The organism is Acinetobacter sp., from assembly GCF_045628685.1.
In the GTDB taxonomy this organism is placed as follows: domain Bacteria; phylum Pseudomonadota; class Gammaproteobacteria; order Pseudomonadales; family Moraxellaceae; genus Acinetobacter.
The window spans coordinates 1-22,146 of the sequence record NZ_JAZQPV010000020.1 but is presented as its reverse complement, the minus strand read 5'-3'; the positions used below and the strand labels follow the sequence as shown (position 1 = coordinate 22,146).

Sequence of the window (22,146 nt, the reverse complement as noted above, 5' to 3'; positions counted from 1 at the left end):
ATAAGTTCAAAAATTGAAGATAGTAATTTGCATGTGGTACCGCTTGCCCGAGTTGAGCAGATCCTGGTGGCTTCACCGAGTTATTTGAATCAGTCGACACCTATTTCACGTCCTGAGGATTTAAAGCATCATGATTTAATTCCAATGAATGTGATCAAAAACTACCAATCTTTGTCATTCCAGCATGGTGGGACAAATGAAGACATTAGTTTAGAAATGCGTTCGAGATTGACCTCAAATAATGTCTTGGTGGCTAAAGCATTATGTCAGCAAGGACATGGGATCGCTCGAATTCTATATTTAGATGCACAAAAAGATTTAGTGAGTGGTACTTTGGTTGAAGTTTTACCAGAGTGGAAGTTGCCAAGTTTTACCTTGTATGCCATTATTTCAAAACATGAACAGCAACCGATGAAAATTCATCGTTGTTTAGAGGCATTAAAACAATATTTCTGCCAGTTACCCGGTGGCAGAATTTACCAAGAAGCTTCATAAAAGCCGACCCATATAAAAGAAGCCGCTATCAGCGGCTTTTCATTTTGTGAATGATGAAAAAATTAAGCTAAAAAGGCTTTAATCATTTTAACCAGACGTGTAATCAATTGATCGGCTTGTTCTTGAGTAATGTTGAGAGCTGGCAGTAAACGAACGACAGAACCTGCAGTCACGTTGATAATCAAATGATATTCATCACGGGCAATATTTACCAATTCGCCACATGCTTTTGGCAATTCAATACCAATCATTAAACCGAAACCACGTACAATGACATTTTGATCAGCCAGTTTGTTGCGCAGCTGATCAACAATATAAGCACCTTTTTCGGCAGCATTGGCAACGATATTCTCTTTTTGAATAATATCGAGAACGGTATATACCACACGTGAACCCAATGCTGTTCCGCTATAAGTTGAACCATGATTGCCTGCAGTCAGTACACCGACACCACGACCTTGAGTCATCACGGCACCAATCGGGAAGCCATTACCCAAACCTTTTGCCGTGGTTAAAACGTCTGGAACAATGTTGGTGTGCTGGTAAGCAAAGTATTTACCAGTACGACCATTACCAGTTTGAACTTCATCAAGCATCATCAACCAGTTGTGTTGATTACAGATTTGACGAATTTCTTCGAGGTAGCTAAAACCTTGAGGTGCAGTATTTACACCACCTTCACCTTGAATGGGTTCAACAAAAATAGCCACGATGTCTGGATGGTTAATTGCTGCTTCTTCAATGGCTTCAATGTCACCAAAAGGTACACGAATAAAACCTTCCACCAGTGGGCCAAAACCTTCCTGAACTTTTTTATTACCGGTTGCAGCCAGAGTAGCCAGGGTACGGCCATGGAAAGAACGATCTGCAACAATGATTTTCGGATTGGCAATCCCTTGCATTGATCCAAATTTTCGGGCAATTTTAATGGCACCTTCATTGGATTCTGCACCACTGTTGGAGAAGAAAATTTCTTCCATGCCTGAAACTTCAGCAAGTTTTTGCGCTGCAGCAGTTTGCCAAGGCACTTCAAACAAGTTGCTGGTGTGAATGAGGGTTGCTGCTTGATCGGCAATGGCTTCAGCAATAACAGGATGAGCATGACCCAGACCACATACCGCAATACCGGTAAGTGCATCAAAATATTCAGTGCCATCTTCTGTATAAAGATAAGAGCCTCGACCAAGAACAAAGCTGATCGGCTGACGGCCAAATACAGGCATCAAGTGTGAGGGTTGATCAGATTGCACAGGAGCAAGGGTAATGTTATTCATGACTAACTCTTATCTGTTAGGTGGGAAAGTAAAGGTTTATCTAAGCAAAAACTGCCACAGAATAAAAGCCCAAATGTAAATAAAAATGGAAATATTGCTTTAGTCATACTGTTTTGTTAAGTTTTGGGTATAATGCGAGGCAGATTAGTTGAGGATTTATCAATGACTGAACAAGCACGCGATACTGAAGCGTTAATTCGTGACCAAATTGCTAAACATGCAGTACTTCTTTATATGAAAGGTACGCCGCAATTCCCACAATGTGGTTTCTCTGCACGTGCGGTAGAAGCACTCAGTCAAATTGGTCGTCCATTTGCTTATGTAAACATTTTGGAAAACCCAGACATTCGTGCAACTTTACCGCAAATTGCTAATTGGCCTACTTTTCCACAATTGTGGATCAATGGTGAATTGATTGGCGGTAGCGATATCATGCTTGATATGTTCCAAAAAGGTGAATTAAAAACCTTGATCGAACAGTACAGCCCAGCACCTGAAGCTTAATTCAGTTGTGAAATGATTAAAAAAGCGCCTTGAGGCGCTTTTTTAATGGAAGTTTTTTAATTAAGGCTTTTAAAGAAGCAGATTACTTTACTTCTGACTTATTCTTGCTGTTGTCTTCAGATTCGACTACATCAGCAGGAACAGGCTGTTTTTCCAGCTCTTCTTTCAGCTTTTTCTTGGTTTTTTTCTTTTTCTTCTTTTTCTTGGTCTCTTCCTCAAACGCAGCACCATCTTCTATGGCTTGCCAATACTCAAGTTGATCCATAACTGCAGCATAAATCGAATTTTTACTATAGCGACCTTTTTTGTTTAGGGTGCCGACAGGGCGAGCCATGAGAATTTCTAAAGCCTGATCAATGGTCTGAATGGCATGAATATGGAATTGACCTTTCTCAACTGCTTCAATGACATCATGTCGCAACATCAGATGCTGCATGTTTTGGCGTGGAATAATTACACCTTGTTTGCCAGTTAAGCCGTGTAATTTACAGGCATCGAAGAAGCCTTCAATTTTTGCATTTACCCCGCCAATCGGTTGGACTTGACCAAGCTGATTCATTGAGCCGGTAATTGCCCAGGACTGGTCAATCGGCAGCTGGCTAATGGCAGACAATAGTGCAGAAAGTTCGGCCACAGTTGCGCTGTCGCCATCCACTTGACCATAGCTCTGTTCAAAGGCAAGGGCAGCAGAGAAATGTAGAATCTGTTCACGACCGAAATGTGCCTTTAAGAAACTGGACATCAATAACACGCCTTTTGCATGTAAGGAGCCACCGAGTTCAACACTGCGTTCGATATCAAGAATATCGCCACCGCCCTGATAGACCGAAGCCGTTAAACGTGAAGGCAAACCAAATTCAACATCTGCATACTGGATCACAGACAGGGCATTAATCTGTCCTAAACGATGACCCTTAGTCTCAATCAGCTGGGTACCACGAGACAAATCTTCCCAGTACAATTCACGTAAATAACCTAGGCGGTATTTACGGTGATCGAGCGCGGTATTGATATGTTTGTCGGTAACAATTTTGTCACCCGATTTTTCCGCATGATGATGTGCTTCACGAATCAAGTCACCCAGAGTTAAAGCATGTAATGACAATGAACTCTGGTCTTCTGCCTGGCGACTTGAATCTGTCAGTAATGCAGCTAAAGCAGAACGGTCGAAAGGGAGTAATTTATCTGCTTGCACATAATCGGCAATCAGCTGCATATACGCCTGCTCGTTGCTGTCATTACGTTGTAATGTATCTGTAAAGTCGGCACGAATTTTAAAGACGCTACCCAGTTCTGGCTCTACTTCCAAAATTTCATAATAAACTTCAGGTTCTGCCAGTAAAACCACTTTTAAATTCAATGGAATGGATTGAGGTTCAATCGAAATGCTGCCTGTTAAAGTCAGCATGTGTTCCAGTGAAGATAATTTCAGCTGACCTGATTTTAAGGCCCGTTTTAAACCTTGCCATGCATAAGGCTGTTCAAGCAGTTGTTCAGCTTCGAGCATTAAAAATCCGCCATTGGCTTTATGTAATGTGCCAGGGCGAATCAGGGTGAAGTCTGTGGTGATGGTGCCGTTTTGGGTAAGCTGTTCGACATGACCCAGTAAATTGTAATGTGTTGGGAAGTCTTCAAAAATGACCGGTGCGCCAGAATTTGGCTTATAGGAAACTATGATATTGGCTTGATAACGCGCAGGCACTCGGCTGAATAAACCTGGCGTAAAGTCATCTTCTTCTTGCTCAAGCACGATTTCGACATTGTTAATAATGTCTTCAGCATAGTATTTGAGATAGTCTTTTAAGCCTTCAACTTCACCAAACTTATTTAGGATTTGCTCGATACGTGGCATCACCACCTGTTTTGCGATATCACGATTTAAGACTTGCACTTTGTCGCGTGCATCATCTTCCAAATCGCCCAAATGTAGGCCTAAGCGTTCCAGTTTTTTGTCCATGTAACGCATATTGGTTGAAATTTCAGCCCGCTCTTTACTGTTGAGCGCATTAATGTCTTCTGCTGTCATTTCTTCAGGTAAATCGTCAATGAAATGAACCGGAACAAAGCAATGTTCTTCATTACGGGTAATCAGTTTCAGATCAAGTGCTTCACCTTCTTTGGTGAGATCAATTAATGCTTGACGTTGTTCATCCCCAATTTGCTGGCGAATCAGTTCAATACGATTATGATAAATTTCTGCAGTAAAACGGCGTTCTAACTGTTTTAAGATGGTTTGCCAGGTCTGATGCAACAGCGTTTGAAATTTAGTCGCTTGTCCAGATGGAAGCTCTAGCGCAATTGGTTGGCGTGGATGTTTGAAATTGTTGACATAGACCCAGTCATTTGGCGTCGGCATGGTTTTGGCGTGTTGCTGCAATAAACGCTTGATCATGGTACGTTTGCCGAGGCCTGCTGTACCTACAGCAAAAATATTATAGCCTGAATAAGGTAAGGCAATACCTGCTTCTACCGAGGCACGCGCGCGGTCTTGTCCCAGAAAATTATTTAGCGGTTTCAGTCGGCGCGTTGACGCAGGAATTTTATCGTAATTAGGAATATGCGTCAGTTGCTCAGATTTCAGTTTGGTTTTTTCTAGAGTGCTTTGTATTTCTGGTTGTTCAAATGCTGAAGTTAAAATGTTTTGGCTCGGTTGTTCAATGTTGCTAATAATATTGGCGGATAAAGAAGAGTTCATTTGCTCGAGTTTTTGGGTCACTGTGAAAATCCAAAACGAAATATTGCGGTAGAGGTTTAAAGGTATACAGGTTTACCTGAAAAATTCAAGCGGACATGATGCTTTAATCGATAAAATAAAATAATGATTTCGTAAATATTGTTGAAACCTATCGCATTACGCGTTTGAATAGCGGCATTGAGTTTTTGCAGAACATAATAAATCAATGACAACACAATCTACTGGATGGAAATCAGCCTTTACGGCATTTCTTGATCGCCGTGCCCTTATTATGCTGTTTCTGGGTTTCTCCGCAGGTATTCCGATATTACTGATTTTTTCAAGCCTTTCTTTATGGCTCGGGGAAGCCGGAATTGATAAAAGTGCAGTCACCTTTTTTAGCTGGGCAGCATTGGGTTATTCCTTCAAGTTTGTGTGGGCACCGTTAATTGATGAATTGCCGGTCCCTGTATTGACGAAAATACTCGGTCGTCGTCGGGCATGGCTCTTGATTGCGCAAGTACTGATTATCTGTGCCATTTGTATTATGGCATTTTCAAATCCTGCACTCGGGCAAAGTTATTTATACCAAATGGCGGTGGGTGCAGTGTTGTTGGGCTTTTCTGCGGCAACCCAAGATATTGTGATTGATGCTTACCGGATTGAACTGGCTGAAACACAGATGCAGACCGTTCTGGCTTCTACCTATAATGCCGGTTATCGCATCGGGATGATTGTAGCGGGCGCCGGGGCGTTATTTTTAGCGGCATCCTTGGGCACAGCGAAAGGCAACTATATCTATAGTGCATGGAAAATTACCTATTTAGCCATGGCTGCGGTAATGCTGGTGGGTATTATCACCACATTGGTCATCCGTGAACCGATAGTGAACCGGATCTATAAAGATTATAAACGTACCGATTACTACCGTTTGGTCGCGGTATTTTTTGTGGCCGTGATCAGTTTTGTGCTGAGCTATATTTTTTCGGGTAATTTAACTGAAGCGCTTAAATCACAATTTGAAATTTCAGATTCGTTCTTATTGTTCTGCTTTGAAGCTTTACGTTTCATTGGTTCTGCTGCTGTAGCGTTAATGGCCGGTACATTGCTGGTAAAAATGGGCGCGGTAAACAAACAAATGGCCTTTGAAACCTGGGTTAATCCAATCGCTGATTTCTTTAAACGTTATGGCGTGAAACTGGCATTGGTCTTGTTGTTGTTGATTGGTTTTTATCGTATTTCCGATATTATTGCCGGTGTAATTTCTAACGTGTTTTATCAAGATTTAAACTTCACTAAAGAGCAAATTGCCGAAGCAGTTAAAATTTATGGGGTGATTTTTAGTTTGGTCGGTGGTTTCTTGGGTGGCTTGCTGGCACAGCGCATGAACATCATGAAGTTAATGTTTGTCGGTGCCGTGTTGGCCAGCTCTACCAATCTGATTTTTATTGGCTTGGTGAAATCAGGGCAACAGCTGAATGATGTCAATGTCACAGTCGGACAGCAGAATTATAAAGTGCAGTCCGATGAAGTAGGATACTGGAAACTCAAAGTACCGAGTCAGGTCTTGGCACAAGCGGATAAAGTGCAGGTTGCTGCACAATATTCGGATGGCTCTAAAAATACCGCAGTTACTACATTGCCGTATTTAAAGCTGGATGAAAAGCAATCCAGCATGCAAATTCTACCCGTGACCAGTGACAATACCATTAGCGCGCAGGAGCGAAATAATAGTTTAGTCATTCGCGGACAATATTCTGGACCGGCATTATCTGAATCTCAAAAAATTGTTTTAGCTTTAGATGGTCAAACTTTTGATGCAAATCTGGATAAAACAGGAATATTTAGTGTGGCAATTCCGGCTGAGGTTTTGATTAATTCAGCTTCTAAGAGTCTTGTTGCTGAAGTTTTTGAAAACAATAAAGTGATCTTAAGTAAAAAGCATAACTATGCTGTAAATATGAATTTAAGCACAGCAAAAGAATTGGATGTCGATGTGCAACCTCTAGCTGCTGTGAATGCCCAATCTACTGACGAAGTTGAAATTAGCGGAAAAGTCATCAAACCGTATAGTTCAGGATGGTTATATTTTGCCATTATTGTCGATAATTTGGCGTCAGGTTTAGCAGGCGCTGCATTTATTGCCTTCTTGTCGAGCTTGACCAGTGTGTCGTTTACAGCCGTACAATACGCGATTTTTAGCTCGCTCATGACGCTAACACCCAAGATTTTAGGCGGTTATTCGGGTACTATAGTGAGTAATATTGGTTATCCGAATTTCTTCCTCATGACCACCCTGATTGGTATTCCAATTTTAATTTTAGTGGTGTGGGTGGCGAAGTTATTGCGTGAACATCAACATATAAAGAGTTAATAAGGATGAAGAATATGCGCATGCTGCATACCATGTTACGTGTAGGCAATTTGGAACAATCTTTAAAGTTCTATACTGAAGTGCTCGGTATGACTTTGCTTCGTAAACGTGATTATGAAGAAGGTCGTTTCACTTTAGCTTTTGTGGGTTATGGGGATGAAGAAAACAATACGGTTTTAGAATTAACGCATAACTGGGATACAGACAGCTATGAGTTAGGGAATGGCTATGGTCATATTGCCATTGCTGTAGAGGATGCTTATCAAGCGTGTGAAGAAATTAAAGCACGTGGCGGGAAAGTGGTACGTGAAGCAGGTCCAATGAAGGGTGGGGTAACGGTTATTGCTTTTGTTGAGGATCCAGACGGTTATAAAATCGAGCTGATTCAGCAAGATAAAGATGCACGCAATAACTAATGAATAGTGCAGTATAGATAAACTAAATATTCAACATTGAGTTGAAAAACTAGCTTTATTTATTTAGCTCGGTAAGATGAAACTTTACCACTAGGTAAATTCACTTATTGGGCTTTTTTATATTTTAAATCATTACAGGACGTAGCAATGTTAAAATTCTTGGCATTGGACCGCTTTACTATTTTACTGATTATTATGGTGATCTTGGCAACTATAGTTCCAGTCTCCGGTCTTGCTACAAATATTTTTGGAATAATTACTTCTGTTGCGATTGCGATTTTATTCTTTTTGCATGGCGCAAAACTTTCCAGGGAAGCTGTGGTCCAAGGCATCATGCACTGGAAATTTCATGTGGTGGTGTTTGCTTTCACATTTGCACTCTTTCCGCTGTTTGGTTTGTTGGCGAAGCCGGTTTTATTGCCCTTGTTAGGGCGCGAGTTGTACTGGGGCTTCTTGTTTATGTGCTTCTTGCCATCTACTGTACAGTCTTCAATTGCATTTACCTCGGTTGCTAAGGGGAATGTGGCCAGTGCAGTATGCAGTGCTTCATTTTCCAATATTGTCGGGATGTTTATTACTCCGGTATTGGTCAGTTTCTTTATTTTAGGTCAGTCACAACATGGCTTTGACCCTACATCTTCAATTGTTCAGATTACCTTGTTGTTACTGGTGCCGTTTATATTAGGACAGATATTACGTCCGTATGTTTATCCCTATATGCTGAAATTACCCGGGATTGTTAAAGCATTTGATCAGGGCACTATCTTAATGGTGGTATATGGGGCATTTAGCGGGGCAGTAGTTGCCGGATTGTGGCAAGAGCTAAGCTGGCAAACGCTGCTGATTTTGACCGTAGCTTGCTCAGTATTTTTAACTATTATCATGCTGTTGGCTTTGTACATTCCAAAATGGCTGGGTTTTAACCGGGAAGATCAAGTTGCGATGTTTTTTTGCAGTTCGAAAAAGACTTTGGCTAGTGGTGTACCGATGGCACAAATTTTATTTATCGGGCAGCCTTTAGGGATGATCGTTTTACCGATTATGATCTTTCATCAAATTCAGTTGATGGTCTGTGGGGTGATTGCGAATTATTGGTCGAAACAAAATGTAGATGAATAATTGAAAAATGTAAAACTCAGGTCTTTAAGCTTGAGTTTTTTATGAATCTAGATTTAGTCGATCAATTTGCATATATTTAATTAAATTAAATACTTAAAATAATATTTGTATGAAGTTAATAGAATTTATTTTTCATTCCTTTACTTTGCTGAAGAGGAGTTAATAATTAAAAAAATCGAGATATTTTTGAAAAAATGCTACTGGTTTCACTACAATCCATGTTGAATTTTTAATGAAGAACAACTACAACTTAATGTTTAACTAGAAAAGCGTATTCGGTTGCGAAAGTAAAGTTGGTCAATGCTGCAAAGAATGTAAAATACAATAGAATTAGCCCTTTACAACAAAAAGAGATTGATCAACCTGTTGATGCTGCTTTCAAACACGAATTGCAGAAAATGCTTGAGATAATGTCGATATCGATCAAAAAATTGATGCTGAGAAATATTGCCCTTCTCTTATTGATCGATTAAATGATTTTGATCCAGCTGAATTTCAACGTATTGTAGAAATGCAATACAGTCATGATATAGAAAGAACAACGCAGAAAAAGAAAGCTTTAAGCTAAGAATGATCTATTTATTAATAACTCTATTTCAGTTATAATATGCCCACTTGTTGTGCTTAGCTCTGACGGTAACCGTCTCGGTGGGCCAAAAGAATGGTCTGTTGTGGTGTTGATCTCGCTTTTCTTTGGAAAGCTTTTTCCTCTAATAATGAGAGTGATCAATTGCGATGACAGCATAAGCCTTTCTTAACTTAGGAGTAGTCGACCATGCGCGCCGATATCCACCCAAAATATGAAAAATTAGTTGCTACTTGTTCATGTGGTAATGTAATCGAAACTCGTTCAGCAATTGGTAAAGAAACTCTTTACCTTGACGTATGTTCAGCTTGTCACCCATTCTATACTGGTAAACAGAAGAATGTTGACCAAGGTGGTCGTATCGACAAGTTTAAACAACGTTTTTCTGGTATGTCACGTTCTATCAAACGTCCTGACTAATACTGTCAAATGTAAAAAAACGGGCAATTTGCCCGTTTTTTTATACCTGAAATTTATGTATCTAGTGGTAAGACAAGATGTGCAAGACCTATTGGTCTTGTACATCAATCAGGTGATCCAGTTTTTTCTGGAAATAATCACCTTGAATAAAACGGGCATCTACATTCCAGGCATTAGCAAAGAGTGTCATATCGTTTAACTCACGTAGCATAATTTCAACAGGTTTGATTTCATGGAAAGTTGTGATTTTTCCCTGTAATTCCTGCGTAGACTGTTCTGTATTTAACATTGCCGTTAAGGTGGGGTGTAATGTTAAGCAGTTGATATCCAGTTGACGTAGAGCAGATTCACTATAAATGGTATTGCCAAAATCTCTTAAGGATACTTCAGCGCCAAACTGGCGTAGTTGAGCAATATACTTTTGGGCATCAGAAATGTTCTGGGTCAGGTCTTCTTCTGAAAATTGTAAAATAAGCGGATGCGTTAATTTACTACGTACAATCGTGATCAGCTTGGAAATAAATTCAGGGAAAGTTCGATCGTAAAATAACACTTGTTGATTCAAATTCACAATCAATTTGGCTTCAGGGTATTGTGTAATAAAATTGTGTAATTGTTTACATGACTCAACTAATATCCAGCGATCCAGTTTAATCGACAATTCAGGATCTTCTGCCAATTCTCTTAAGTTGGATAAATCTTTCCAGGAATTTTCAAAAATAAAGCCGCTAGTGACCTCATATGTGTACAGGTTGGTATCTTGTTTATCATAAAGTTGTTGATATTTAAGATGAATCTCTCCACGATCCAAGCTTTGTTCTAAAGCTCTAATTAGTGATGATTCAGGTGAAGCATTTAATGTCTTAATCTCAGGGCGTAGAATTTCCATCGTTGGAATATCTAAATGTGTTTCTAAATTAAGTTCTACAGGCGGCACATTTTGTGGTAAAGCCGTCTGGTATGCTGAATTAATAAATTGTTCAAAATGGCTTTCATCACGAATTTCACCATCTAGAATAGTGTAACCAATTCTTAAATTAAGGGGATAGCTCACTTGATTGACGATCAATAGTTGTGGCTTGGTTAATGCGCTTAAACCAATCAGTTTAGATTCTAATTTTGCTTTAGATTCTGCCTGGAATAAAGCCGCAAAAATACCCGGTGAAACTTTAAATAATGGAATATGGGTTTGTTCTTTTAAAAACGTTTCGATTTCATTGAAATAATTTTTTGAAGTGACCCAATTGCCTTTAAAAATAGTTTCAGGACAAGAGGCTAAAGAGAAGAGGACCAGTGCATTAATATCCGAAGGCTGCTGATTAACACCACGGTTAATTAACTGGAATGTATTTGGCTTCTGGGTATTCTTCTCAACTTTTCCTGAGATTGTCTTGCTCGTTTCTGAAGTTTCAATATCAATGGTAATTTGTAATGCATCTTCATCTGTAGCAGGTAAAAATTCGATTTTAAGCGGATTAGGAATAGAAACCTGATCATTTAAGGTGGCGATTTCTAATCGACCCAGATCAAACTGACCTTGAGTAATTTTTTTAAAGCGTAGTTTGAAGTCATTCAAATCTTTTGGTTGTAACAAATCAAGCAAAGGAAGACCTACGATATCATCCTCATTTTTAATCCCAAACATTTGTAAATATTCAGGATTGGCTTGAATATGAATACCTTCTTGAATCAGTGCAAAGGCCTTGTTGCTATCCTGTACTAAAGATTGGGCATGGGTTTGGGCAGACTCTAATTCATCCATTAAATGTTGCTGAGTAAGCATTAAACGACTTAATGAAAGTGCACGAAGTAAGCCTAGATAGAAACGATCTGGATAGTCCAGATTCAAAATGTCGTAAATGCCTTTACGAATGTAACCCGCATATTGATCTGCCTGATAATCTTCTGGTTTTAGAAGAATAATCGGTAGGTTTGGTTGTTTTGATAATTGGATTAAACTTAAAGCTTGGTCGTGTTTCAAGTCGTAGGCACGGCCAAAAATCACCAGATCCCAATTTTGATGTAATTGCTTTTCAAAAGTTTGTAAATCATCCAGCAATGTTGCTTCTACAACATGTCCATTCGATGTTAAAAGAGCACGAATTTGGTTAAAACGTATTTGATTATCATCGATAATGAGTAAACGTGTCTCGGTACGTTTTAACTTTTTAGACAATAATGGATTTCTCACTTCAATGCTTCCCATAAATCGTGATTCTTGATTTCATTCATTTGTTTGTTGATAAAGTTTGTGATCAGATTTTCTTGCTGATCATTTAGTAACTCAAATTCAAAACGAATGAAACTTTGAGTAATCAGCTGTGCTTTGGTCAGGTAAATTTTTAATTCTTCTTTTCCTAATCGCAAATGAATGGTTTGTTTTTCTCTAAACATATGCGAACCCGATACAATTAAACTGGTAGAGACATTATCGAGTTGAGATGTTTGAACAATAAGGGCAGGTTGGTAGTTGCTGCTGTTACGTTCAGTTTTTATCATGACTGAGCAGGGGAATAAATCTTGAGCCAGTACTTCAAGTCCGAGTTCCAGACTTTTTTCTGTTGACTGTTTAATCCAGCGAACCACACCGCCACGCCATGGGCTATTGGTATTTTCCTGAATTAAAATAAATTCACCGGTTTTTAAATTTGAAGGTGTAGCACCCGTCCATTTAATCCTGTAACCATTGACGCTAATATCTAGAACTTCAGTCGGATAGATTTGTTTTGCTTCTCGATCCAGAACTTTAGCTGTTGTAAGTTCAGCAGGAATATTGGAATTTCTGGAATTGATAAAGGTACTTTCATTTTGAAAATGATAGTTATTTTCCACCTCCAAAGTTTCGTGAAAGTTTTTACCTTTAGAGAGGTAAAAGTGTGCCACTAAAAGACTAAAACAAATCTGTAATTGTGCTGAATATTCGTAGCGCTCATGACGACGTTCAATATTGGTCGTAAGCAGGTTGTGAATATGAAAATGTAGTGCTGGGGTCAGAAATAGCTTTTCATTACGTGATAAATATCCTGTATTTTTGGTTTGAGTCTCAGACAGATGATCTAATAAATTTTGCGATGCAATATAAATCGTCGGCTTATATAAGCTAGATTGATTGATATTGAAAACTGGTGGATGATCTTTATTGGTATCGACAATATAACGTGAAAGCGTAGTTTCTTTCGGCAAAATATGAACTAGTGTGGCCCAGTCAAAGCTGCATAAATATAAACCTTGCATTTCTGAGGGGCGAATTTGATGAGTATTAAAAATATCCAATAAAATGAGCTGTGAATAAGCATGAGCAATGGTTTGTAATTGGTGCTGCGTATCTAAGATTTGATTAATATTGGTTTGATGAAAATTATTTTTGATTGCACATTCGAGCAGTTGATGCGCAACCAGCCATTGACCAAATAAGGGCGTGCTATACAACAAATTCTGTTGATAAAGTAATAACGATAGTTGCTGTAATGCGTAATACGTCGAAACAATTCTAGCGGTTTGTAAGCTTTTCTTTTGATTGAATGCAAAGATCGAAAACTTTTGCAGACTTAATTGAGTGTTGCAGCGTTTTGAAATGTCGATGTAAATTTTAGCGAAATGGCTACGTAGTAGCATCGCCAATTCAATGATTTGATCACTTCGATCGGTGGTAATCAGACCTTGGTTAAAAAAGTGCTTTTCCAGACTGGTGAGTACATTGTCAATGGTCGGGTGCAAGATTTGAATTAAATCAAAACGCAGCATTTCCGGGCATTGAAGTTCTGATATTTCCAATAACGCATTGAAAAGTTCTTTTGAAGAATTTCCGAGTTGTAAAATGGATAAATTAGACACCCATTCTTGTAAACCTTTTGCATGAGAAGGACAAAAGCTCAATTGTTCCAACTTTAATTCAGTTGGCGTTTGGAAGATATCAGAAGTACTCATAAGCATCGTTATTATTTAACTCAAAAAGTTGAAACCCCAAAAAGCGGTGTTTTATTTTTTTCGCCCGCTATTTCCCTGACGAGTTTAGGAACCAAATATCCTGGTAGGTTCTCTAAAACATCTTTATATATAAGATTAATCTGCTCAGGATCCAAGTCAAAATGATGTGCACCTTTTACTTTATCTAATACATGTAAATAGTATGGCATCACGCCTGCATCAAACAGACGGTAACTTAAATCTACTAAAACCTGCGCAGAATTATTGACCCCATTTAATAAAACTGTCTGATTGAGCACGGTGATTTGTTGCTGCGCCAATAGAGAAAGTTTAGCGCATGTAAAATCATCAAGCTCAGCTGCATGATTTGAGTGTACCACTAGAATAATGCGTAGCCTACTGTTTTTTAATAGGGAAACCAGTTCTTCATCGACACGGTTGGGGATTACGATAGGAACCCGTGAATGAATTCTCAAAAATTTAATTTGCGGTAAAGATTCTAAACGATCGATCCAAAGCTTTAATTTTCGATTGGAGAGCGTAAGCGGATCTCCGCCACTAAAAATAACTTCATTGATATCGGGTTGGCTTTCGATATAGCTTTTAATGTTGAGCCAGTCTTCATTTTTTGGCAGGTTTTCCTGATAAGGGAAATGACGACGAAAACAATAACGGCAATGCACTGCACAAGCACCGGTTAAGGTGAGCAAAAAGCGTGATTTGTATTTATGTAATACGCCGGGTTGTTGATTGGCTTGTTCTTCACCCAAAGGGTCGGTCACAAAGCCAGCATGATCTTCAAGTTCTAGATGATGTGGCAAGACTTGTAAAAGAAGAGGGTCAAGTGGGTCACCAATGTTCATTTTTCCCACGAATGCACGCGGGACACGTAATTTAAACTGTTCAGAAGCCAGAATTGCCCCTGATAATAATTGATCAGGTGAGAGCTGAAGGGCTTGAAGTAACTCTAATGGATCCGTAATAAGGTCACTGAGTTGAGATTGCCAGTTTTGCTCTTGATATAAATAGTTTATCATGCCGCATGTAAAAAATAATGCTAGTCTAGCATTAATAGATTTAAGTTAGTAAGTTTGGAGTGAGCCTTTCATGGCCAATTATTCTACGAATGACTTTAAGCAAGGCCTAAAGGTTATGCTTGATGGTAACCCATGTTCAATCATGGAAAATGAATATGTGAAACCTGGTAAAGGTCAAGCATTCAACCGCGTAAAATTGCGTAATCTTAAAACTGGTAAGGTTTTAGAAAAAACATTCAAATCCAATGAAACACTGGAAGGTGCTGACATTGTTGAAGTTGAAATGGATTATCTTTATAACGATGGCGAACTTTGGAACTTTATGGATCCAGAGAGCTTCGAACAAATCACAGCTGACAAGGTTGCGATGGGCGATGCTGCCAAATGGTTGAAAGACGATTCCAACGAAAAATGTACAATCATGCTTTTCAATGGTGTTCCATTGTCAGTAAGTCCGCCAAACTTCGTTGTGTTGAAAATCGTTGAAACTGATCCAGGCGTACGCGGTGATACTTCTGGTGGTGGCGGTAAACCTGCCAAACTTGAAACTGGTGCTGTAGTACGAGTACCATTATTCGTACAGCAAGAAGAAAGCGTTCGTGTAGATACTCGTACGGGTGACTATTTAGAACGTGCATAATGGTTTTAAAATAGACTATTATCGAAAGGGATGATTTAAATCATCCCTTTTTTTATGCCAAAGTATTAGATGAAAAGTTAATGATGAGGAGTAGAGTCGCAAAGGAAGAAACAGCAGTATTTCCAACAATAAAAATGAACGCTGATTTATGCATTAGATATGAGGGATTTATATGGAAACGATTGAACCGAAGTTAACCACAACTTCAAAAATAGTGTGGTTTCTAGTCGCGATTTTAGGTGCAGTGTCGTTCGGGATACTGGCGATCAGCAGAGGAGAGCATGTCAATGCAGTCTGGCTCGTATTGGCCGCCATCTGTGTATATAGCATTGCCTATCGCTTCTACAGTTTATTTATTGCTAATAAAGTTTTTGAACTCAATGCAAGACGTTTAACACCGGCACATCGTTTAGCCGATGGTCTGGATTATGTTCCCACTAATAAATATGTCTTGTTTGGTCACCATTTTGCCGCTATTGCAGGTGCAGGTCCATTGGTCGGGCCAATTCTTGCGGCACAGATGGGTTATTTGCCGGGCACCATTTGGCTGTTGGTCGGTGTGGTTCTTGCGGGTGCGGTCCAAGACTTTTTAGTGCTGTTTATTTCTACCCGTCGTGATGGCCGTTCACTCGGCGAAATGGCGAAGCAAGAGCTCGGTTCTTTTGCCGGTATAATTGTAATGCTGGGTGCCTTAGGTGTCATGATCATCATCCTTGCAGTTCTTGCATTGGTCGTCGTGAAAGCCTTGACCAACAGTCCATGGGGCGTGTTCAGTATTGCTGCAACGATTCCAATTGCATTGTTCATGGGCATATATATGCGATATATCCGCCCAGGGAAAATTGCCGAGGTTTCGATTATTGGCTTTGTGCTGATGATGCTGGCGATTGTGTATGGTGGCAATGTTGCAGCTGATCCGTATTGGGGACCATTGTTTACTCTTTCTGGTACGCAACTGACCTGGTGCTTAATTATTTACGGTTTTGTCGCTTCTGTTTTACCAGTCTGGTTACTGCTTGCACCACGCGATTATCTTTCAACTTTCTTGAAGATTGGTGTGATTGCAGGTCTTGCGATTGGGATCATGGTGGCATTGCCTGAACTGAAAATGCCTGCGGTTACACATTTTATTGATGGTACAGGTCCTGTATTTGCAGGCTCAATGTTCCCGTTCTTATTTATTACCATTGCCTGTGGTGCCATTTCAGGTTTCCACGCACTGGTTTCTTCAGGAACCACACCAAAACTGGTCGATAACGAAGTGGATATTCGTGTGATTGGTTACGGCGGTATGTTGATGGAATCTTTCGTTGCTGTGATGGCAATGATCTGTGCGACCATTCTTGAACCAGGCGTCTATTTCGCAATTAATGCCCCTGCTGCCATATTAGGGACAACAGTGGAAAGTGCGGCAGAAGCGGTGCGTACTTTAGGTTTTGTGGTAACCCCTGAGGCATTGACTTTACTTGCGCAAGAAGTGGGTGAAACTTCAATTCTTTCGCGTACGGGTGGTGCACCCACCTTTGCAATTGGTATGGCACACATTATTACGGAAATTTTCAATAACCGTTCAATGATGGCATTCTGGTATCACTTTGCGATTCTGTTTGAAGCATTGTTCATCTTAACTGCAGTAGATGCGGGTACACGTGCTTGCCGTTTCATGGTTCAGGATACGGTGGGTATCGTGATTCCTGCGGTGAAAAACTCACATAATTTCTTTGGTAATTTGTTGGGTACCGCAGTTGCAGTTGCAGGCTGGGGCTTCTTCGTTTATCAAGGTGTAATAGATCCGCTCGGTGGGATTAACAGCTTGTGGCCGCTGTTTGGTATTGGTAACCAGATTTTGGCAGCGATGGCTCTTATACTCGGCACCGTCATTCTGTTTAAAATGAAGAAAGAGAAATATGTGTGGGTGACGATTATTCCGACCATTTTCCTTTTCATTACCTCGATGACGGCAGGTTGGCAAAAAATCTTCCATGAAAATCCAAAAATTGGTTTCTTGGCACAAGCCAACCGTTTCTCGGATGCGATTGCACGAAATGAAATATTGAAACCGGCCAAAGACATTGCTGAAATGCAAACTATTGTATTCTCTAATCAGATCAATGCAGTACTTTGCGGCTTCTTTATGATTGTGGCTTTCGTAATGTTGTTTGCTGCCATTGGGGTGATCCGCCGTGCCTTAGCCAATCCAAATCCAAGCGTGCATGAGTCAGAAGCGATTTACCGTGATGAGATTAGTGCGAATAAAGTGGCAGGAGAGGTGAAATGAGTCTAAAAGATCAAATTCGCCAAAAAATGGCTTTGGGTAAAATCATTAAATTTACCGTGCTGGCTCAGCCGAAAAAGTTTTTGATGTTGAATGGCATTAAAACCATTCAACTGATTTGGCAACGCTTGCAGCAGAGCTTTCGCTTGATGGTCGGTGTGCCGGACTATCAGACTTATCTAGAGCATATGAAAAAGAATCATCCAGACTTAGTCGCAATGGATGCCAAAACATTTTACCGTTACTGTGTGGATGCACGTTACCCAAGCGCAGGCGGTGGAATGAAAAAATGCCCTTGTTAATCTAAGCAGATATTTGTCAGAAATCTTTTGATTTGTTTGGAAAAACAGCAAAACGGTGTATGTTAATCATGCACCGTTTTTTATGGGGAAATAAGCTGTGATTTGGGGTACAAACAAGGTTCAAAAACAGGAACTCACACATGAGCAACGACAACTGAATGATCAAGTTGAATCCTATGCTGCCAAAATTCAGACATTCCTGAATCAAATCAATAGCATAATTTTGGATAAACAGCATCAGACCAAATTGGCTTTGAGTAGTTTGTTAGCCGGAGGACATGTGTTGTTTGAAGATTTACCCGGATTGGGTAAAACGACATTGTCCAGTGCCTTATCTCATATTGCAGGGCTGAAGTTTCAGCGCATTCAGTTTACCAACGACATGCTTGCCAGTGATGTGATTGGCGTAAATATGTTTAATCAAAAACAGCATCAGTTTGAGTTTAAGCAGGGTCCAATCTTTACCCAAATATTACTGGCAGATGAAATCAACCGCTGTAGCCCCAAAACTCAGAGTGCATTGCTAGAAGCAATGGAAGAAGGTTTGGTGACAGTTGATGGGGTGCGCTATGAGTTGCCGCAACCCTTTTGGGTGATTGCAACGCAGAATCCGCTCTTTCAAAGTGGTACCTATAGTTTGCCAGAATCCCAGCTTGACCGTTTCCTGATGCGTTTGTCACTGGGCTATCCATCCCGTTCCGCAGAAAAACTGTTATTACAGCAGGCTTCCCGCTATACCTTGATTTCAACATTGGAACATGTTTTTGATGAATATGAAATTTTAGAGATGCAACAGCTGGTTATGCAAGTTCATATTGCCGATGTAGTGCTGGACTATCTGCTGGATTTGGCTACCGAGACCCGTAAAAGTCGGCATGGTTTATCGACTCGCGGTCTATTGGCTTTGAAAAAAGCAGCACAAGCGCATGCCTTTGTTGAACAGCGTAGTTATGTCACCCCAGATGATGTTCAAGCAGTGTTTGTTGCCGTGGTATCTCATCGCATTGGATTGAGTGAGGCAGAAACCTTGCAGATAATGCAGCAAGTGACTATTAGCTAAGGGAAGGTTAAATTGAGTAAGCCTTGGCAAAAATGGTTAGCGAAACGCTTTCAATTTGAAAAAGTAAAACAGCTCTCACAACAAGATATTCTGATTTTTATCTATCAACAGGGCTATCTGTATCTGGTGTTGATCTTGATTACGTTTATTGCCGGGATCAATTATGCCAACAACCTGATTTTGGGTTTTTGCTTTCTGATCAGTGCGATTTTATGTATCAGTTTTTATGTCACTTTTAAACAATTGCATGAGCTCAGCATTAAAATTTCAGTAAATGAGATCGGGCAAATGGGGGATCATCTTGATTTGCAATTACATTTCCAACAGCCACAAAAGCAATCGCGTTATTTGTGGATTAAGACTGATCAGCATTTAGAAAAAGTTTCGATTACTGAACTCAAACAAAAAATCACCCTGTCTTTTTTTGCCGATAGACGCGGGAAGTTCCATTATCCGACTGTACAGATTTATGCTGTATATCCCTTTGGACTGGTTCGTGCCTGGACTTATTTTTATTTGACGCAATATTCATGGGTTGCCCCCAAAGCTGCATTTTACAATGCGGAAAATAAACAGTATCAGCACAGTTTTGAACCCGATATGGATGAGTTTCGTGAACTGCGAAATTTTAAACTGGGTGATAGCTTGCAGGCTGTATCATGGAAGCAGGCTGCACGTGGGCAAGGTTTATATATCAAAGTTTTTGAGCAGCATAATGATCAGCCGAGTGTGGAAATCCATTATGCAAACATGCCTAGTACAGAACATGAAGAGAAACTGAGCTTAATGATGGGGCTGATTGAGCAATGCGAGCAACTGCAATGTCACTATGCAGTATTTTTACCTCAAGCTGAATTAACCGAAGGCGCTGGTACAAACCAGCTGCTTCAGGCGAAAAAACTTTTGGCGCAGGCTTAAATTATGATGCATCCTGATATTAGAACCTCGATTTTAGTTACCTTGTCATTATTACTGATTGCACAAGTATTTTTTAATCCTATTCTGTTAAGCGTAATTTTTGTCCTGATTCTCCTCTGTTTATTTGTTAGCTTTAAAGATGAGACAAAAACAGTATCCAAAATCTGGATCTTTGCCCTAGCAATTCTGGCTTTAATGACGATTTATTTTAGATATCAGAGTTTTATCGGGATAGAAGCGGGGGTTGCTGTTTTATCCACTTTTTTATTTGCCAAGGCCTTGGAAACCAAGAATAAACGAGATGTCATTATCTTGTTTAATTTTGCCTTGTTTGTTGGGGCGAGTTCATTTTTATATAGCCAATCCATCTGGATGGCGATTGTGATTCTGCTGTGTTTATTCAGTTGCCTAATCGGGCTTTATCGTTTACAGACCAGTGAATTTAAACAGGCACAGAATCAACCGTCGGCATTAAAAACAGATGCTAGGCATGTGGGTAAATTTCTGATTTTGGCTTTGCCTTTTTTTATCTTGCTGTTTATCTTTTTTCCGCGCTTACCGCCACTTTGGCATATTCCAATTCCAGAACAAAAAAGTGTCACGGGGATGAGCGACAGCATGTCACCTGGGGATATTGCAGAGCTTTCGCAATCCAGCAGTTTGGCTTTTCGCATTATTGGCAATATGAATAAGCTGCCCTCCCGCAATGAGCTGTACTGGCGGGCAATGGTTCTGGATCAATATGATGGCAGAACATGGACCAGTAGTTTTGTAAATCAACAGCCTGTTTTGAATTATAAAAGTTTACATCAAACTAAGCGGGGTTTTGATTATCAATATTTGGCTGCAGATTCACGCGTGATGTGGATCATGGGGCTGGAAAAATCTATTCCAAAAGATTCTCAATATCAATTAAAGCAGGATTGGAGTATTAGTCCGATCCGCTCTGTCACACGAAATCAACCGATTACCCTGCATTGGTTAGAGGATGTTGTGCTACAAGAACAGGAATTAACCAAAGTAAATTTACTGGATAAAATCAATACTCAAACTCATGCACAACTTGATGAACAATCACGTCAATTCGCTTTGGAAATGTTTCAGCAAAGTGGAGAGATACCCAGTCAATATGTGCAGAATATTTTGCAATGGTATAAGGACAATGATTTTGTATATACCTTAACGCCGGGTTTATTGGGTGAAAATCGTATTGATGGTTTTTTGTTTCAATCTCAGCGCGGATTTTGTGAGCATTATGCTTCGAGTTTTGCCATGTTGATGCGATATGTAGGGATTCCTGCACGTGTGGTCATTGGCTATCAAGGTGGGCAACTTGCACTTGACCGAGCCAGTTGGGAAGTTCGTCAACTGGATGCCCATGCATGGACCGAAGTGCAATTAAACGGAAGATGGCAACGGATTGATCCAACTGCAATTATTGCACCACAACGTATAGAGGGGGGAATGCAGAATTATATAGAAAATGATCGAACAATCTTGGGAAGTAAAGAGCAGAAGTGGAAGTATCGTCAGTTTTCAATGATGAAAAATATGCGGATCTGGAGTGACTATGCGAGCTATCAGTGGCAAAGCAAAGTTGTGGGCTATGATGCTGAAAAGCAGCAAAGCTGGTTGTCGAAATTAGGCCTGAAAACGGCTTATGCCAGTATCCTGATATTATTCTCAAGCATTTTATTGGTGATGATTTTTTATTTTGCCTGGATTTATTATCGTAATAGACAGCACGGTTCGGCATATGAGCGTGCAGTTCAACAGTTCTCTAAGCAATTAGATGAGCCATTACGCAAGCAGCCTGCTGAAACTTTTTTTGCTTGGATGCACCGATTAGCCAAGGAGATAGTAGATGATGAGCAAAGGATATTTATCCAGACGGCAGAATATTATCAGCAGCAACAATTTTCTGTAGTGCCAACTGACCAGAAAATGAAACAATTTAAAGGAATGCTTAAAACTTGCGCATATACTCTAAAAAATAATAGAAAGTCCTTGTCTTAAAAAATAAAAATGAATATGATTCACAGCACTTAGGTGTATAGCTCAGTTGGTTAGAGCGCTACGTTGACATCGTAGAGGTCAGCAGTTCGAGTCTGCTTATACCTACCAA

At 40.0% G+C, this 22,146-nt stretch carries 17 protein-coding genes and 1 tRNA gene; 13 read left to right on the top strand and 5 right to left on the bottom strand.

Annotated features, from left to right (window positions below; genetic code table 11):
- Positions 1 to 495, top strand: a 495-nt coding sequence (locus ACKI4H_RS03260) for a substrate binding domain-containing protein (RefSeq protein WP_407303876.1), incomplete at its 5' end; no start/stop codon positions are given.
- Between the two features lie 62 nt (positions 496 to 557).
- On the opposite strand, the gene ACKI4H_RS03255 is transcribed toward ACKI4H_RS03260, so the two are convergent.
- Positions 558 to 1,769 carry an aspartate aminotransferase family protein gene (locus tag ACKI4H_RS03255; RefSeq protein WP_407303875.1) on the bottom strand — a complete coding sequence of 404 codons (1,212 nt, stop codon included), beginning with the start codon at positions 1,767 to 1,769 and terminating at the stop codon, positions 558 to 560.
- A gap of 162 nt (positions 1,770 to 1,931) precedes the next feature.
- Between ACKI4H_RS03255 and grxD the strand changes: the two genes are divergently transcribed.
- Complete coding sequence (grxD, locus tag ACKI4H_RS03250; protein ID WP_131315592.1) at positions 1,932 to 2,273, top strand: Grx4 family monothiol glutaredoxin; 342 nt, start codon at positions 1,932 to 1,934, stop codon at positions 2,271 to 2,273.
- 82 nt (positions 2,274 to 2,355) lie between these two features.
- Here grxD and ACKI4H_RS03245 read toward each other — a convergent pair whose 3' ends face one another.
- Positions 2,356 to 4,989: a Lon protease family protein gene (locus ACKI4H_RS03245; protein WP_407303874.1), complete on the bottom strand. Its 2,634-nt coding sequence runs from the start codon at positions 4,987 to 4,989 to the stop codon at positions 2,356 to 2,358.
- Positions 4,990 to 5,173: 184 nt separating this feature from the next.
- Here ACKI4H_RS03245 and ACKI4H_RS03240 point away from each other — a divergent pair, with 184 nt between their 5' ends.
- The 4 genes from ACKI4H_RS03240 (at position 5,174) to rpmE (ending at position 9,862) form a co-directional block, all read left to right on the top strand.
- Positions 5,174 to 7,321 (top strand): AmpG family muropeptide MFS transporter, encoded by a 2,148-nt coding sequence (locus ACKI4H_RS03240; RefSeq protein WP_407303872.1) that lies wholly within the window; start codon positions 5,174 to 5,176, stop codon positions 7,319 to 7,321.
- A gap of 14 nt (positions 7,322 to 7,335) precedes the next feature.
- Positions 7,336 to 7,737: a lactoylglutathione lyase gene (gene gloA / locus ACKI4H_RS03235; protein WP_407303871.1), complete on the top strand. Its 402-nt coding sequence runs from the start codon at positions 7,336 to 7,338 to the stop codon at positions 7,735 to 7,737.
- A gap of 147 nt (positions 7,738 to 7,884) precedes the next feature.
- Positions 7,885 to 8,856, top strand: coding sequence for a bile acid:sodium symporter family protein (locus tag ACKI4H_RS03230; RefSeq protein WP_407303870.1), 972 nt, complete (start codon positions 7,885 to 7,887; stop codon positions 8,854 to 8,856).
- Positions 8,857 to 9,631: 775 nt separating this feature from the next.
- Positions 9,632 to 9,862 carry a 50S ribosomal protein L31 gene (gene rpmE, locus ACKI4H_RS03225; protein WP_086165959.1) on the top strand — a complete coding sequence of 77 codons (231 nt, stop codon included), beginning with the start codon at positions 9,632 to 9,634 and terminating at the stop codon, positions 9,860 to 9,862.
- An 88-nt stretch (positions 9,863 to 9,950) separates the two neighbouring features.
- Here rpmE and ACKI4H_RS03220 read toward each other — a convergent pair whose 3' ends face one another.
- Genes ACKI4H_RS03220 through epmB form a run of 3 tightly spaced genes read right to left on the bottom strand, consistent with a single transcriptional unit; the run spans position 9,951 to position 14,826 of the window.
- Positions 9,951 to 12,068 (bottom strand): EAL domain-containing protein, encoded by a 2,118-nt coding sequence (locus ACKI4H_RS03220; protein WP_407303869.1) that lies wholly within the window; start codon positions 12,066 to 12,068, stop codon positions 9,951 to 9,953.
- Positions 12,050 to 13,795 (bottom strand): GTPase, encoded by a 1,746-nt coding sequence (locus tag ACKI4H_RS03215; RefSeq protein WP_407303868.1) that lies wholly within the window; start codon positions 13,793 to 13,795, stop codon positions 12,050 to 12,052. The genes ACKI4H_RS03220 and ACKI4H_RS03215 overlap by 19 nt, the downstream gene beginning before the upstream one ends.
- A 14-nt stretch (positions 13,796 to 13,809) precedes the next feature.
- The gene (epmB, locus tag ACKI4H_RS03210) at positions 13,810 to 14,826 is read right to left on the bottom strand and encodes an EF-P beta-lysylation protein EpmB (RefSeq protein ID WP_407303867.1); all 1,017 of its coding nucleotides are present in this window, start codon (positions 14,824 to 14,826) and stop codon (positions 13,810 to 13,812) included.
- 70 nt (positions 14,827 to 14,896) lie between these two features.
- Here epmB and efp point away from each other — a divergent pair, with 70 nt between their 5' ends.
- The 7 genes from efp (at position 14,897) to ACKI4H_RS03175 (ending at position 22,145) form a co-directional block, all read left to right on the top strand.
- Positions 14,897 to 15,466: an elongation factor P gene (gene efp / locus ACKI4H_RS03205; protein ID WP_407303866.1), complete on the top strand. Its 570-nt coding sequence runs from the start codon at positions 14,897 to 14,899 to the stop codon at positions 15,464 to 15,466.
- A gap of 172 nt (positions 15,467 to 15,638) precedes the next feature.
- Positions 15,639 to 17,744, top strand: coding sequence for a carbon starvation CstA family protein (locus ACKI4H_RS03200; RefSeq protein WP_407303865.1), 2,106 nt, complete (start codon positions 15,639 to 15,641; stop codon positions 17,742 to 17,744).
- Positions 17,741 to 18,043, top strand: coding sequence for a CstA-like transporter-associated (seleno)protein (locus ACKI4H_RS03195; protein ID WP_407303864.1), 303 nt, complete (start codon positions 17,741 to 17,743; stop codon positions 18,041 to 18,043). Before ACKI4H_RS03200 ends, ACKI4H_RS03195 begins: the two co-directional genes overlap by 4 nt.
- 154 nt (positions 18,044 to 18,197) lie before the next feature.
- Positions 18,198 to 19,103 carry an AAA family ATPase gene (locus tag ACKI4H_RS03190; protein ID WP_407303877.1) on the top strand — a complete coding sequence of 302 codons (906 nt, stop codon included), beginning with the start codon at positions 18,198 to 18,200 and terminating at the stop codon, positions 19,101 to 19,103.
- Positions 19,104 to 19,115: 12 nt separating this feature from the next.
- Positions 19,116 to 20,021: a DUF58 domain-containing protein gene (locus ACKI4H_RS03185; protein ID WP_407303863.1), complete on the top strand. Its 906-nt coding sequence runs from the start codon at positions 19,116 to 19,118 to the stop codon at positions 20,019 to 20,021.
- Positions 20,022 to 20,024: 3 nt separating this feature from the next.
- Positions 20,025 to 22,037 carry a transglutaminaseTgpA domain-containing protein gene (locus tag ACKI4H_RS03180; RefSeq protein ID WP_407303862.1) on the top strand — a complete coding sequence of 671 codons (2,013 nt, stop codon included), beginning with the start codon at positions 20,025 to 20,027 and terminating at the stop codon, positions 22,035 to 22,037.
- A 31-nt stretch (positions 22,038 to 22,068) separates the two neighbouring features.
- Positions 22,069 to 22,145 (top strand) — tRNA-Val (locus tag ACKI4H_RS03175).
- The last annotated feature ends 1 nt before the right edge of the window (position 22,146 follow it).

What these genes read in the sequence shown, in the direction of transcription:
- gloA (WP_407303871.1), top strand. Translation starts at nt 7,336, where the DNA reads ATGCGCATGCTGCATACCATGTTACGTGTAGGCAATTTGGAACAATCT.
- ACKI4H_RS03180 (WP_407303862.1), top strand. Translation starts at nt 20,025, where the DNA reads ATGATGCATCCTGATATTAGAACCTCGATTTTAGTTACCTTGTCATTA.
- ACKI4H_RS03195 (WP_407303864.1), top strand. Translation starts at nt 17,741, where the DNA reads ATGAGTCTAAAAGATCAAATTCGCCAAAAAATGGCTTTGGGTAAAATC.
- ACKI4H_RS03200 (WP_407303865.1), top strand. Translation starts at nt 15,639, where the DNA reads ATGGAAACGATTGAACCGAAGTTAACCACAACTTCAAAAATAGTGTGG.
- ACKI4H_RS03230 (WP_407303870.1), top strand. Translation starts at nt 7,885, where the DNA reads ATGTTAAAATTCTTGGCATTGGACCGCTTTACTATTTTACTGATTATT.
- ACKI4H_RS03240 (WP_407303872.1), top strand. Translation starts at nt 5,174, where the DNA reads ATGACAACACAATCTACTGGATGGAAATCAGCCTTTACGGCATTTCTT.
- ACKI4H_RS03255 (WP_407303875.1), bottom strand. Translation starts at nt 1,769, where the DNA reads ATGAATAACATTACCCTTGCTCCTGTGCAATCTGATCAACCCTCACAC.
- epmB (WP_407303867.1), bottom strand. Translation starts at nt 14,826, where the DNA reads ATGATAAACTATTTATATCAAGAGCAAAACTGGCAATCTCAACTCAGT.
- grxD (WP_131315592.1), top strand. Translation starts at nt 1,932, where the DNA reads ATGACTGAACAAGCACGCGATACTGAAGCGTTAATTCGTGACCAAATT.
- ACKI4H_RS03220 (WP_407303869.1), bottom strand. Translation starts at nt 12,068, where the DNA reads ATGGGAAGCATTGAAGTGAGAAATCCATTATTGTCTAAAAAGTTAAAA.
- efp (WP_407303866.1), top strand. Translation starts at nt 14,897, where the DNA reads ATGGCCAATTATTCTACGAATGACTTTAAGCAAGGCCTAAAGGTTATG.
- rpmE (WP_086165959.1), top strand. Translation starts at nt 9,632, where the DNA reads ATGCGCGCCGATATCCACCCAAAATATGAAAAATTAGTTGCTACTTGT.
- ACKI4H_RS03215 (WP_407303868.1), bottom strand. Translation starts at nt 13,795, where the DNA reads ATGCTTATGAGTACTTCTGATATCTTCCAAACGCCAACTGAATTAAAG.